Genomic DNA, 13,826 nt, shown 5'->3' with positions numbered 1-13,826 from the left:
GATGAGTCGGCGAGAAACTTTTGGCAACTACGCGGTGTTGGCGCTGGGTGTCATCACGTTCGCAACAACGGTGTTCGCGGTTTGGCAGCACTTTTCGCCGTTGCCATACGGCGACTCATGGGACGGCTCCATTGGCTTCTATATGCGCGCCGCGCAAGATCCCTGGCACGCGTTCTTCGAACAGCATAACGAACATCGCCTGACTTTCTCGCGATTGATATTTTTCGCCGACATCCGTTATTTCGGCGGCCGAAATGTCTTTTCCCTCATTTCCAATCTGATGCTTGCGGGTGCGCTTGCGGTGGCTTTTTTCCGCATCACGATCCACTACCGCCCCACTCTCTCGCGGCAGACACGCTTCGGACTGGCGGGCGCCATCCTCGTATTCGCCTTCTCGTGGATGCAGCGGGAAAACTTCGCGTGGGGATTTCAAAGCCAGTGGTTCGCCGTTTATCTCTTTGCGCTGCTCGCGTTCCATTCAATCGATCGTACCGCCGAAGCCAATGCCGGCGACGAACGCGCAAGACGGCTCGGGTGGCTGACGGCAGCGTTGGTCAGTGCGTGGCTCGCGGCGTACTCGATGTCGAGCGGTGTACTGGTGCTCCCCGCGCTCATCGTGCAGGCGCTCTACGTGCGGCTGAAACCGCGCGAACTGCTGGCAATCGTCGTCGTGGCCGTTGCCGTATGGCTGGCCTATTTCATCGACTGGCACAAGCCGGGCAGCAGCGGCAATCTGATCGCCGGCGTGCGCGAGCACCCGATTGCCGCGGTTCGCTACGCGCTGCTCTATCTGGGTTCGCCGGCCTTTCAGATCAGGACCGGCCTCGCGGGAGCCTACGTCGCGGGTATTCTGGTGTTGGCGGCGCTTGCGGCAAACTGCTTCAAACTCTTGCGCCCCAGTGCCGATCGCCCTCAAGGTGTGGCCTTGCTCGTATTTGCATTGTTCATCGCGGGCAATGCGCTGCTGACGGCGAGCGGGCGGCTTTGGTTCGGGCTTGAGACAGCGCTGGCTTCGCGCTATACGACAGCCTCCCTGATGGGCTGGCTCGCACTGATCCTCTTTGCCGCGCTAAACAGCCGCACACCGGAACAACTGAAGCGTGCCGTCTTCGTCGCGACGCTCGCCACCTTGGCCGTCGCGTCGGGTCAACGCTTCTTCGTGCGGGCGGATCGTGATGAGACTTACGCACGCTTTGTCGCCGGCCTCGCGCTGCGGGCTCATGTCTATGATCCGGAGATCATCCGCCCGGTCTATCCGTTTCCGGACGCTTTGCCGAACATCGCGCGGCAAGCCGAGGCAGAACAACTGTCGATTTTCGCGTTGAATCAACCCGACTATCTGGTGCCGCCGAGCCGGATCAACGCATCCTTGCCCTGCGCTGGTAGCATCGACGACATCTCGGCGACGACGACCCCCGGCATGTATCGCGCCACGGGTTGGATTTACGACCAGGCAGACAAGCGCACGCCGCGAGCGATCGTCGTCACCGACGCCGCCGGTATGACACTTGGCACCGGCGTCATCGGCGCCGAGCGAGGCGACGTTCGCAACATATTCGGACGAAGGGCCCGATACAGTGGCTGGACGGCTTTCTTCAAGGCGCCGGCAAGCGGCGGCATACGAGTCGATGGACAAACGGCCAACGGCACCTATTGCGCACTGCAGGCCGAAAAACCGATGCCCGCAGCAATGCCTGCGGCAGCGACAGTTCAATAGGCGCGGCCCGTAGCGGCCGCCGGCGGTTTCCAGGCCGTTTCTGGAGATGTCTTGGCTTGCTAGTATCATCTAGCCCTTACAAAGTTGCTGAACGCCCCATTCAAAGAGTTAACGCATGAACCAAACCCGCATCCTTCTTCCAGGCGGCGCCGGCCTTGTCGGCCAGAACCTCGTTGCGCGACTCAAAGCGCGCGGGTATGACAATCTGGTCGTGATCGACAAGCACAAGGCCAACCTGGAAGTGCTTCGCAAGGTCCATCCTGACGTCACGGCAATTTATGCCGATCTGGCCGAGCCGGGCGGTTGGGAACAGCACTTCGAAGGCGCGGATCTCGTCGTCATGCTGCAGGCGCAGATCGGCGCTCCGACCATCGAACCGTTTATTCGCAACAACATCACGTCCACGCGAAATGTGCTCGAGGTGATCAAGCGCAACCAGATTCCGTACACCGTGCACATCAGTTCTTCGGTGGTGAATTCCGTGGGCGAGGATTTCTATACCGACACGAAACGCGAGCAGGAAGAGATCGTGCACGCCTCGGGCATCGAATGCGTGGTGTTGCGGCCTACGCTGATGTTCGGCTGGTTCGACCGCAAGCACCTCGGCTGGCTGTCGCGCTTCATGCATCGCGTACCGGTGTTCCCGATTCCCGGCAGCGGCAAATACATGCGTCAGCCGCTCTACGTCGGCGACTTCTGCAATGTGATCATCAGTTGCATCGAGTCGCGCATCAAGGGCCAGGCATTCAATATCACCGGCCTCGAACGCGTGGACTATATCGACATCATCCGTCAGATCAAGCGCGCCACTCGCGCACCGTGCGCGATCGTGCGAATTCCGTATGGTCTCTTCTATGTGCTGCTGAAGGTGTATGCCATCTTCGACAAGAACCCGCCGTTCACCGCGGACCAGCTCAAAGCGTTGACGGCCGGCGACGAATTCGAAGTGATCGACTGGGAAGGCATCTTCAAGATCCGTGCTACGCCATTCGCAAAGGCCATGGACGAGACCTTCAACGATCCGACGTATAGCCACATCGCACTGGAATTCTGAGCAGAGCCACGTTATGAGCGAACAACGCATTGCAGTACTCGGCGCCGGGCCGATGGGTCTCGGCGCCGCCTACCAGCTCGTCAAGGACGGGCGCAAACCGGTCATTTTCGAAGCGGACGACCGGGTTGGCGGGATGGCCGCGTGCTTTGACTTCGGCGGCCTCTCCATCGAGCGCTACTATCATTTCCACGCGATTTCCGATCACGCTTTCTTCGAAGTGCTGCGCGAGCTCGGCATCGAAGAAAAAATGCAGTGGCGCGAAACGAAGATGGGCTACTTCTATCAAGGCCGCGTGCAGCCGTGGGGCAACCCGATGGCGCTCCTGAAGTTCAAGGGACTCAGCCTGCAAGCCAAATTCCGCTATGGCTTGCACGCGTTTCTGTCGACCAAGCGCAACGACTGGAAGCCGCTCGATCACGTTGAAGCGACGGGCTGGATTCGCCGCTGGATTGGTGAGGAAGCGTGGGAAGTGTTGTGGCGGCGTCTGTTCGACTACAAGTTCTACGACTACGCGGACAACCTGTCCGCCGCCTGGATCTGGAGTCGTATTCGCCGTATCGGCCGCTCGCGCTATAACCTCTTTCACGAGAAGCTCGGCTACCTCGAAGGCGGTTCCGATACGTTGCTGGAAGGTATGCGCCGTTATATCGAGGCCAACGGCGGCGAGTTTCGTCTTGGCACACCCGCGCAGAAGGTCGTGATCGAGAACGGCAAGGTCACGGGTATCGAAGCCGGTGGCGAGTTCCTGCCGTTCGACAAAGTCATCAGCACGATTCCGCTGCCCTATGTGCCGCGCGTGATGCCGGATTTGCCCACCGAGATTCTCGACGCATTCCGCAGCGTCAAGAACGTGGCCGTGGTGTGCATTATCGCCAAGCTGAAGAAATCGGTAACCGAGAACTTCTGGCTGAACACCAACGATCCGGAGATGGATATTCCGGGCATCGTCGAATATACGAATCTGCGGCCGCTCGATCATCACGTCGTCTACGTGCCGTTCTATATTCCGGGCGAACATCCGAAGTACCAGGAACCGGATTCGGCGTTCATCGACAAAGTGAAACGCTATCTGATGAAAATCAACCCGGCACTCAAGCCGGACGATTTCATCGACGTGCGTGCGAGCCGGTATCGTTTCGCGCAACCGATTTGCGAACCGGGTTATCTCGACCGCCTGCCGCCGATTCAGTTGCCGGTGGAAGGCTTGCTCGTCGCCGATACGTCTTACTACTACCCCGAAGACCGTGGCATCTCGGAGAGTATCGGGCTATCGCGCAAGATGGCGAGGATGATATGACGCGGGTTCATGCACTCGCCAAGCGTACCTTCGTCTCGAAGAGCTTTCTGCTGTTCCTGTTGACCGGCGGCTTTGCCGCGGCGGTCAATTGGGGCAGCCGGATTGTCTATAACAAGTGGATGCCGTACTCGGCCGCCATTGTCGTCGCGTATATCACCGGGATGATCACGGCGTTCATTCTGGCGAAGCTGTTCGTGTTCACGAAGAGCACGCAATCGACAGGGCGGTCGGTGTTCTTCTTTACGCTCGTCAATCTCGTTGCCGTCGTGCAAACCTGGGCGGTGAGTGTCGGGCTGGCGTACTACGTGTTTCCGCGGATGGGCATGACCTGGCATGCGCGGGATCTTGCGCATGCCGTCGGCGTCGCTGTACCGGTGTTCACGAGCTACGTGGGGCACAAGAGGTGGAGCTTCAAGCACTGAAAGGTCAGCGTGACGTCGCCGATCTATCAGCACATACGATCAGCGCGCCGGTTTGACTTCTGCCCGGAACACATCACCTGGTGGCGCGTGGACAAGGAAAACGCCACCTTGCGTCGATACGATCTCGTAGGGATACCACGGGACCGCGAATCGCAATGCGCTGTTCACCAGCATCAGCAATAAAAGCAGCGTAGCGCCGTAGCGCGCAAGCGCGATTCTGCTTTGGGTGGCCGCGATGACGAACGTCCACATGCACAGAATAAGCGGAAAGAAGGTGTACCGCGCACTCACGCCCGACCACCGGACGGGCAACTGCGGCGCGTCACTCCGCACGACTCCAAGCATCCAGAACACGACGGCGAACGCGAGCGCAATCACGCAGACGTTGCGCCATTTGCCGGGCAAAGTCGCCACGCACGCCAGAACCGCGGCGAACAGCGCGAATGAAACATAAAACATCCCCTTGCCCAAACCATTGATCCACCGGTCGGCGAGTAAGAAGTCGAGCACGAAATAGCGGAAAAACGCTCCCACCCAGCCGAAGTGCAAATACTCGCTTGCTGCGTGGGCTGCCGGATGGTTTGGCGGGCTTGTCAGTAGCGTCACCAGTTGAATCAGGCCGCAGGCCACGACGACCAGTAGCGGCAACGAGCAGAGGCGCTTTCCAGACCGCTTCAGGTGAGCCACGACGCCCAGCGCGGCAACGGGCGAAAACAGAATGCTAAACGGGCCGGTCAGCGAGAGGAGACCGATGGCGACACAACGGCCGAAGATCCGATTCGTGTCGGTGCGCTGCGCGCTGTCCCAAATCATCGCGAGCAGCACGGGCGCGAGCACCCATTGGAGATTCGTGACGGTCAACCAGGCCTCACCATTGTGAGGAATGAGAACGGGCGACAGACCGATCAGCCAGGCGCTGGCGCGCGGTAGATAGCGCGCGGCGATCACATACAGGTAAAGGCAGGAAACAACGGTGGCGGACGTGGTTAGCCAGACAAACGCATGCGGCGTTGAGATAACTGTCCCGAACCACGTATAGCCATACACCAGCAAGCGCGGCACCGCATGCAGGTATCCTGCATAAGGCGTGATGATGGCCCGAGCGCCAAGTTCGAATCCTTCTTTTATGAAAATGGGTGCGTCTTCTGCCCACAGGTAACCGCGCGTCAGTCGACCGTGCATGCGGATAAATAGCACGACAAAAGCGAGGACAAAGACGAAAGCGCCGTCGACTAAAGACCGGCGTGGCGACAGGGCATTCTCGATGCTAGAAACGGGGTCTATCTGAATCTCAGCCATCGTTATCGCTAAACAAGGTTCGCACTATTTGCCGAACACTCAGCCGCCTTTGGCGACAAGCGGCGGCGCAAGGCTCGGGCCCAGTTTTGCGACGGCACTTCGACCAGCCTGTTCATCACAAACGCGAGAACCAGTGCGCCACAAATCGTGGCGATCCAGACAGGAACCGGCCCGAAGCGGGTATACAGAATCACCAGCGACACGCTCAGTATCACGTAGTGGTTGAGATACAGGCTGTAGGAGATTTTCCCCAACCAGTGTCCAATCGAATAAACGCGCCCTTCCTTGATGGTGAAGGACAGCGCCATCAGCAGGAATGCTCCGATTGAAACCCCGAGGTCGCCGAAAATGCGTCCACCGATGCTCCACGGATTGTCGAATGGGTAGGAGAACAGGACCAATGCCGCGATCCACCACATGGCGCGTGACTTTGCCGGCAACGCAGTCACCCTGTCGACAATCTGAAAACGACAGGAATAAAACCACGCGCCTATGACAAAGAACGTACCGTAGTGCGTCGTCAGAAGCGCATCCTGAAGCGGCCAGGGAATATGGGTAGGCGATCCAGCCAGCGCCGCAATACCAATGAGCGTCGAACTCACTATTGCTGCGATGACAGCCTTGAATCGAAAGCGGTTGACGAGAAAGGCAATGATTGGGAATGCCAGTGACCATCTCATCTCATGCACAATCGACCACATAGGCGGATTGATCGTGCCGGTGTCATAGCTTCCAATCATTTTCAGATGATCGAAGATCACCTGCTTATCGAGTACGGGATGCGCCGTGTACATCCAGCCGCGCTCCCAGACATAGCCCGCGCGTCCGACGAGCCAGTACAGACCGACCGCGACCGCGAGCGACCCCAGGAATGGAGGATAAAGCCGGATGATCCGCGCCGCGGCAAACGTAAGGTAACGGCGCGACCTCAGTTCGCCGTACATATGCGCGAGCGCATAGCCGCTGAGCATGAAGAACACGATCACTGCCTGGTGGCCGGCCCACAAAACACGCAGGGGAGTCCATTTCAGCCATCCCCACAGCGGCTCGACCTTGTAAAGCCCAGCCACCGTGGTATGCGCGAAAACGACGATCAAGGCCGCATAGCCGCGCAGCATGTCCAGCGACGGCGCTCGGTCCTTGCCCGCGTTTACCGAATCCACCATGAATCGCCTCTCCCGCCGCATATTTCTGAGACATCGATTTTACCAGTGATTTTTCCGGGATTTTTCCCTTCCCACGATTCGGCGGGAGCGGAATCTCCCCAATGCATGACATCAATTGATGGAGCGCGACTTTCATGCAGCGCGATCTCCCGCGACTACAGGTCGATTTTCCGATGCCATGCGACGGCATAAGGGGCCTTACCGCACGGTATTGATGGTCGTCCCGAATAAATCGCTAGGCGGCGGCGATAACCGGTACGAAACGGCATCACCGGTCACTAGCGACGTAATATTCGTCGCGGGCCATTTCCCGCTCGCAAAACCCGTTGCGCTGGAAATGCAAACCAGCAGCAGGGGTGCAACGGCTGCCAACTTGGCACCAGCGCCATTCGCCTTTGAAAGGCCGATGACAAATGTCCAGAAGCAGAATACGAACGGCACGTAGAGATATCTCGATCCGCCCATCGACCATCGCATGGGCAGGTCTGTGCGCCCAAATCGGGCGATGCCAAGTGCCCAGAACAGGACAGCGCAAAACAGAAGTGCGATGCACGCAAGGCGATAATTCCCGGGCGTCCTGTACAACGCGAAACCACAACAGGCGATAGCGATAAGCGACGCGCAAATATGCATGCCACCACTCCATTGATCGTTCAACGAAGCTGGACTTATAAAATCGAGAACAAAATATCGAAGGAAAGCATTGATCCAATGGAAATCGGCCGGATTGAATTTGACCAGGCCGCCTTGCGAGCTCGCATGCAGTAAGCACGCCATTTGGGCCGTAAGTGCCAAACCGTATGCGACAAACAGGCCCCATGTGCGGCGTGTCCACTCGTGCCGCCCCTTGATAAACGCAGCGCCAATGACGAACGCACTAAACACAAGACCAAACGGGCCAGTCAGAGCGAGCAGGACGATTAGCACCGCGTCGAGATAAAACACTCGCGCTGGGAAAACCTGTTCGGCCACGAATTCTCGCCAGAGCAGAACGAGAAGCAACGGCCCGAGGATCCATTGGAGATTGGTGACGGTTAGCCATATTTCGCCATCCTGAGGGACGACAATCAGCGCAAGCGCGAAGCACATGGCCGCAACGCGGCCGACATGGCGATACACAGCAGAGAACAGCAGAGTCGCAGCGCCGGCCAGCACGATCGCGCAGACCCACGCCAGGACCAGCGGTGCATGGACAGGCGACCCCACCGATGCATACGCCGCGACGATCAGGCGCGGAACGGCGTGAAGATAGCCTGCGTACGGGTCAAATATCGATCTGAACCCCTCCTCATAGCCCCCCTTGAGAAAGATCGACACGTCCTCCGCCCAAAGGAAGCCTTGTGTCAGGCGCTGCGGCATCCGCGCAAACGTCAGCCCGAGCGTGATTGCGAAGACGGCTAGCAGCCAGATCCCGTTGGAGGCCTTATCATCGATCACCGGTGCATTCAGGCCGGCCGTGATGGGCGCCCCCGCTGCCCAGGTGCGGTCTTTGGATTTCATATTTTTTTATCGATCAATACGACATTGCACACTGACAGCGGTCGGCCGAATGCGGACTGAACGCAAGCGCAAGCGCAAGCGCAAGCGGGCGAGCTCAACGATGCCCGGCCCGCAACTGCCAGCGGAATGCCAATCAGGACTGCGCGAACATCGACTTCAGAATGGCAACGATCTGAGCGCCCGCGGTTCCATCGCCAAACGGGTTTTTGCCGGCGGACATCGCCTGATATGCAGCGGGATCGTCGAGCAAACGCGCCGTCTCACGAACGATCGTGTCCACATCCGTGCCGACCAGTTTGTTGACGCCGGATTCGACGCCTTCCGGCCGCTCGGTCACATCGCGCATCACGAGAACCGGCTTACCCAACGCGGGCCCTTCCTCCTGAATCCCGCCCGAATCGGTCAGGATGATGTGGCTCGCCGCCATGAGCCGCTGAAACGGCTTGTAGGTCAGCGGCTCTTCCAGATAGACGCCCGGCTGATCGCTCAACACGCGGTTGACCACTTCCCGGACCTTCGGGTTCATATGCACCGGATAGACGATACGTACGTCCGGATGCGCCTCGGCGATTGTCCGCAACGCCGTGCAGATGTTCTCGAACCCAGGCCCGAAGCTCTCGCGACGATGCCCCGTCACCAGCACGATGCGCCGCCCTTCCGCGAGCGCGGCCTCGACTCGCTCCGGCAATTCGACGTGCTCGTTCTTCAGGCGATCGAGCATCAGATACAGCGCGTCCACCACGGTATTGCCGGTCACGAAGATCTGCTCCGCGGGCACCTGCTCCGCCAGCAGATTCTTCTTCGACAATTCCGTCGGCGCGAAATGGACGTCGGTCACGAGCGACGCCACACGTCGATTGAGTTCCTCCGGAAACGGCGCGGCCATGTCATGGCTGCGCAACCCGGCTTCGATGTGCCCGACGCGAATGCGACGATAGAACGCCGTCAACGCGGCCACCTGAACGGTCATCGTGTCGCCCTGCACGAGGATGATGTCGGGCGACTGCGCGGCGAGGAATTCATCGATCGCGGTGAAGAGACGCGCGCTCAGCCCCGCCAGCGACTGATTCTGCGACATCACGTCCAGACTCGCGTCCGGCGTCACGCCGAAGTCCGCGAAAGCCTGCATCAACATTTCCCGATGCTGCCCGACCGAGCACAGGCACACGTCGAAATCGTCGTGAGCCGCGCGCAGCGCCTGCACCACCGAGATGACCTTGATCGCTTCCGGCCGTGTGCCGGCAAACACCACTACTTTTTTCTTTGCCATGGTAGATATCCTTTGAAACCAGCAGCTTCAGACCACTTCGGGCCGCGTATCGGTCAACTTGAAGTAACGGCTTTGACGCTGAGGCAGATACGACGCATAGCGAACGCAATCGGCGTTCGTGCGAGTCAGGATGGCCGCGAAAACCTCCGCGTGCCGCGTGTACGCTTCCGTCGGTGTCATCGACTGGAACGATTGCTGCAGACCCTCGCGCGGCTGGCGCACCGGCCGCCCGGCGTGCTCGACCATCGTTCTGGCCAGTTCGTCGCGAACCGCGTGCAGTTCCCACTCGTTGGCGATGGCCTGGTAGAACTCGGCGCCGTCCAGTGTCGACCAGTCGTCACGATAGGCGCGAATCACTGTGCTTGCCTCGCCAATCAACTGTTCGCGGGCGCCGCCGACATCGGTGGCGATGACCGGCGCGTTGCGCTGAAGCGTCTCCGATATCGCCAGACTCCAGCCTTCGGTAAAGGACGGCATCACGACTGCGCGCGCCAGATCGACGAATCGATAGACGTCGGACCGGTAGCCGGGCATCGACACCACGCTCTGTAGGCCGTGATGTGCGATGCGCTCCTGGAGCCGCGCGGCGTAGCCGGCATCCGAATGCTTGCCGAGGATCACGAGGCGGATGTCGGGCCGCTTCGCATGCGCGATCGCAAACGCGTCGATCAACAAACCCTGACCTTTCACCGGATTGATCGAGGCGACGTTGACGAAGACCGGACTATCCGCCGGAAATCCGAGTTCCTCGCGCAGCGCGAGGTCGCGCTCCGGTTCGAGCAGGGGCATCGCGCTGCCCGAGTCGCAGCCGTTCGGCACAACGATCATGCGGTCCGCGCTCAGGCGCAGATTCACATCGGCGAACATCGCGACGTTAGCCGATACGCAGATATACGCGTCCGTCACCTCATCCACGCGACGCCACTGTTCCTTGCCCGCGGCGTCGAGCCACATGTACATGTTATGCACGGTCTGGACGAACGGTATTTTCAGCGAAGCGCACACCTCGCTGAGCGACAGCGAATAGTGAGCATTGACGAGCGCCACCTTCCGCTCGACCAGCACTGCGCGAAGCTCAGCGGGATCGCCCGGCAGGCGCACGTAGTTGAACTGGCGTTGCTTGAGTTCGGCCTCGGCCTCGGTCGCGATGTCGCCCGTGACGCCGAGCATGGCCTGAAAGCCCGCCTTGCCCAAACGGTCCAGCAAGTCGAAGACGACACGTTCGAGACCGCCGACCATGAAGCTGTCGACCTGCAGCATGACGACCGGCGCGACTGACGGGTTGAAGGCGGCAGCGTCCGGCACGATCAGCGACTGCGTGCTATTGATCGCTTTCCAGAAACGGCGCGCGGAGTCGACGACATTCGCGGGCGCTGCTTCGATCACCATGGGGTGAAGCAGCGCCAGTCCCAGGAACACGTGATGGTCGAGTGCAATACACAAGTCCACATGGTCGTAGACGTCGCTGCGCAACGCGAACGGGTTGTCGCCCGCCTCGAACACGACGACGATCACCACGCCAGGCGCCTGCGGTCTCAAAGACGGCAAATCGGCGGCGGCGATGATTTTCAGTTGCGCGTCATCCGCATTCAGGTCGGCCGCACCACGCTCGCTTGCCGACAAGACGGTCGCGAGCGCCTGGCTGGAGGCCCAGCGCGGCGCATCCGCGTCGAACTGCCCGAGCCACTGCGCGACGCGCCGTTCGTCCAGCAACAACGGCGCATTGGGAAAGCGCTTGACGGGCGTCGCGACCGGCGCCGGGGGCGGAGCGGCCGGTGCGGGCCGGCGGACGCGACCCGCCACGCCGAGCCGCCGCGAAAGCGCACGAGCCGCGCGCAGCAACCTGGCCTTCAAGGTTCGCGCAACGGCCACACGCAACGCCTCGCTAGTGAGCACCTGTTCCTTGAGCGCAACCGCGAGACGAGCCTTTTCTGCTTCGTCTGCAGCAGCGGCCTGTCTGAGACCAGCCACTTCGCGATCCTTCTCTCTAATCACGCCTTCAAGACGATCTGCCTCATCCTTGCCTTGCTGGATGACGCCTTCCAGCCGGTCGGCTTCGCCTTTCAAGTGCCGGGCGACATCCTCCAGACGCTGTGTCTCGCCGTACAGGAAGGTGTTGCGTTCCAACAAGGCTGCGACCTGTGTGTCCTTTGCTTCGAACACACGCTCGTAAAATCCCCGGTGTTCACGCCACACCAGCCCGGGCCGATACTCGGCGTCGGCAAGATAATTCAGAAGATAAGCACACCGTGCGCCCAATTCGGCCAGTTGCGACACTTCCGGCAACCCGAAGCTCAATGGCTTCGCCGTGTCGCCGAGAATGTTCACCCAGTCGCCCGACAGAACCCGTTGGACTTCCTGCACCGCCCGCTCGAGATACCGGCGCGCGGCCTCGTAGTCGCGGCGGGCTACGGCAAAGCTGGCCGCCAGATCGAGCGCGGCAACCGTCTTGGTTGTCAGCAGCGGACTAAACGGAACCGGGTCCATCGCGGCGCACTTCAATGCCCAAGCCTCGGCACCGTCCAGATCGCCTACCGCCTGCAAGAGTTTCGCGGCCACAAAACTCTGCGAAATCGACCAGCGCAGATATTGTGCGTCCTTCTTATTCGTATCGAGGTACGCCTGAATTTCCGCCACGCACGTGCGCACCGTGTCCGTCGAGGCCCGTGCGGCAAGCACGCGATACGCGTGGCCGCAAAGCGCGGCGCCGTAGTCGGCGGTGTCGTGCGGCGCCTGCTCCAGGACTCGCGCCTGCAGGCTCCCCAATTCGGCATCGTTGTTCATGCGCGTGCCGATGGTCACCATGCTCCTGAAGAGCCATGGATTCACCATGCTGCGTCCGTCCGGCAATACATTGAACGACGGCGAATCCGCGTGCTGGTACATCGTGTCGACAAAAGCCGACGCATCCGCGCCGACGGGATCGCGCATCGAAACCACGATCAGGCGACCGTCGCTGGCCACCAGGCGCTCGTCGAGTGCCATCTTGCGCCAGGCGACGTCCGACGGCGCCCCCGGCGGCGAAATAAACGCGCATTCCGGCAGCCAGCTTGCGTGGGTCGAACCGGTACTCGAGCGCAGCAGTTCGACCGGAGACTGTAATTCGACGGATGCGTCGCCCGTACTCTCCGGCGCCTGTAGCCCCAGAATCAACCGGCCGCCGGGCCGCACGATGTCGGCGAGTCGCGGCCAGTCGAGCGGCGCGAATCGGCGAACGTCACGGCAAATCACCACGTCGAATGAATGGCTCGCAAGGTCATGCAATACCTCGCTGGCCCACGGCTTGAAATCGACGCGTCCAGCAACGCCATACTGAGTCGACGCATAGCCGCACCGCAGCGCGTCCGGCACGATGCCGAGCACGTGGCGCGCGGTCGAATTCTGCGCAACGATGTAGGCGCCACTACCGACCGTGTCGTCCAGCACGAGAACGGCGTCGCCGACTCGAACGAAACCGTCGATCTGCGTGAACTCAGCGACTGCGGTTTGCGACGCCGGGTCGGTATGCCGCAAGATATCTTCGGCTACCGCGGGGCTTTGTTCCGTCGACGCGTTCGCGGCACGCTCGAACGCGCAGACTTCGTAGCCGCACAACGGCGGCAGCGGATGAGTCAGCCGCGCGAATGTCGAGCGGGCGTGAATGCGAAACCCAAGTTCGAAGGCCTGTTTTTTGGACTGGTCGGCTGATACAGCATCGGTCCCGTTCTGCGCGACCGGCGTCACCAGCGCGACGTTCCTGATCCCCGCATCCGCAATCAGCCTGAGCCACGCCGCCGCTTCGGCGGCCACGCTGTCCGGCGCGAGAACCACGATCGCCGCGTCGAAAGATTCACGCCGGGCAATGTCGAGAGCGGGCGCCGTGACGGACGCCGCTTCAAGCCGGTCGGACACGAACCGATGATCGGCTTGCGCCCCGCCATCCGCGTCGAGCGAAAGCGCGTACGGATCGGTTCCCGCGGCCAGCAGGAAGTCGAGCGCATCAGCGGCATGCGCGCCGATGTACAGGATCCTGCCGTGCCCGAAACAGGTGACGCACTGGCGCAAGCATGCTCGCACATCGTGGCTTGAAAACACGGTCATACAGTCAATACCAAGGTTTTG

General features: G+C 60.6%; 9 protein-coding genes. 4 read left to right on the top strand and 5 right to left on the bottom strand.

Features of this window, described 5'->3' with window-relative positions:
- The first annotated feature begins 1 nt into the window (after position 1).
- The 4 genes from HF916_RS31635 to HF916_RS31620 all read left to right on the top strand — a co-directional run bounded on the left by HF916_RS31635 (position 2) and on the right by HF916_RS31620 (position 4,490).
- Complete coding sequence (locus tag HF916_RS31635; RefSeq protein ID WP_168792804.1) at positions 2–1,717, top strand: hypothetical protein; 1,716 nt, start codon at positions 2–4, stop codon at positions 1,715–1,717.
- A 115-nt stretch (positions 1,718–1,832) separates the two neighbouring features.
- Positions 1,833–2,771 carry an NAD-dependent epimerase/dehydratase family protein gene (locus HF916_RS31630; protein ID WP_168792803.1) on the top strand — a complete coding sequence of 313 codons (939 nt, stop codon included), beginning with the start codon at positions 1,833–1,835 and terminating at the stop codon, positions 2,769–2,771.
- Positions 2,772–2,784: 13 nt separating this feature from the next.
- Complete coding sequence (locus tag HF916_RS31625; RefSeq protein WP_168792802.1) at positions 2,785–4,068, top strand: NAD(P)/FAD-dependent oxidoreductase; 1,284 nt, start codon at positions 2,785–2,787, stop codon at positions 4,066–4,068.
- Positions 4,065–4,490 (top strand): GtrA family protein, encoded by a 426-nt coding sequence (locus HF916_RS31620; RefSeq protein WP_116142707.1) that lies wholly within the window; start codon positions 4,065–4,067, stop codon positions 4,488–4,490. The genes HF916_RS31625 and HF916_RS31620 overlap by 4 nt, the downstream gene beginning before the upstream one ends.
- A 39-nt stretch (positions 4,491–4,529) precedes the next feature.
- Here HF916_RS31620 and HF916_RS31615 read toward each other — a convergent pair whose 3' ends face one another.
- From HF916_RS31615 to HF916_RS31595, 5 genes are all read right to left on the bottom strand, one after another.
- On the bottom strand, positions 4,530–5,789 hold the full coding sequence (locus tag HF916_RS31615) for a hypothetical protein (RefSeq protein ID WP_168792801.1): 1,260 nt from the start codon (positions 5,787–5,789) through the stop codon (positions 4,530–4,532).
- An 8-nt stretch (positions 5,790–5,797) separates the two neighbouring features.
- Positions 5,798–6,907 carry an acyltransferase family protein gene (locus tag HF916_RS31610; RefSeq protein ID WP_168792800.1) on the bottom strand — a complete coding sequence of 370 codons (1,110 nt, stop codon included), beginning with the start codon at positions 6,905–6,907 and terminating at the stop codon, positions 5,798–5,800.
- A gap of 246 nt (positions 6,908–7,153) precedes the next feature.
- Positions 7,154–8,455, bottom strand: coding sequence for a hypothetical protein (locus HF916_RS31605; protein ID WP_168792799.1), 1,302 nt, complete (start codon positions 8,453–8,455; stop codon positions 7,154–7,156).
- 133 nt (positions 8,456–8,588) lie between these two features.
- A complete protein-coding gene (gene wecB, locus HF916_RS31600; RefSeq protein WP_168792798.1) occupies positions 8,589–9,725 on the bottom strand; it encodes a non-hydrolyzing UDP-N-acetylglucosamine 2-epimerase in 1,137 nt (378 codons plus the stop codon).
- A gap of 27 nt (positions 9,726–9,752) precedes the next feature.
- The gene (locus HF916_RS31595; RefSeq protein WP_168792797.1) at positions 9,753–13,805 is read right to left on the bottom strand and encodes a glycosyltransferase; all 4,053 of its coding nucleotides are present in this window, start codon (positions 13,803–13,805) and stop codon (positions 9,753–9,755) included.
- Positions 13,806–13,826 lie beyond the last annotated feature (21 nt).

The organism is Paraburkholderia aromaticivorans (assembly GCF_012689525.1).
Classification (GTDB): Bacteria; Pseudomonadota; Gammaproteobacteria; order Burkholderiales; family Burkholderiaceae; genus Paraburkholderia; species Paraburkholderia aromaticivorans_A.
The sequence above is the reverse complement of the archived record's forward strand: the minus strand, read 5'-3'. Positions and strand labels throughout refer to the sequence as shown.

Bases quoted from the DNA above. Each gene is read 5' to 3' on its own strand.
- HF916_RS31635 (WP_168792804.1), top strand. From the start codon at position 2: ATGAGTCGGCGAGAAACTTTTGGCAACTACGCGGTGTTGGCGCTGGGT.
- wecB (WP_168792798.1), bottom strand. From the start codon at position 9,725: ATGGCAAAGAAAAAAGTAGTGGTGTTTGCCGGCACACGGCCGGAAGCG.
- HF916_RS31630 (WP_168792803.1), top strand. From the start codon at position 1,833: ATGAACCAAACCCGCATCCTTCTTCCAGGCGGCGCCGGCCTTGTCGGC.
- HF916_RS31620 (WP_116142707.1), top strand. From the start codon at position 4,065: ATGACGCGGGTTCATGCACTCGCCAAGCGTACCTTCGTCTCGAAGAGC.
- HF916_RS31610 (WP_168792800.1), bottom strand. From the start codon at position 6,907: ATGCTGCGCGGCTATGCGGCCTTGATCGTCGTTTTCGCGCATACCACG.
- HF916_RS31615 (WP_168792801.1), bottom strand. From the start codon at position 5,789: ATGGCTGAGATTCAGATAGACCCCGTTTCTAGCATCGAGAATGCCCTG.
- HF916_RS31625 (WP_168792802.1), top strand. From the start codon at position 2,785: ATGAGCGAACAACGCATTGCAGTACTCGGCGCCGGGCCGATGGGTCTC.
- HF916_RS31595 (WP_168792797.1), bottom strand. From the start codon at position 13,805: ATGACCGTGTTTTCAAGCCACGATGTGCGAGCATGCTTGCGCCAGTGC.
- HF916_RS31605 (WP_168792799.1), bottom strand. From the start codon at position 8,455: ATGAAATCCAAAGACCGCACCTGGGCAGCGGGGGCGCCCATCACGGCC.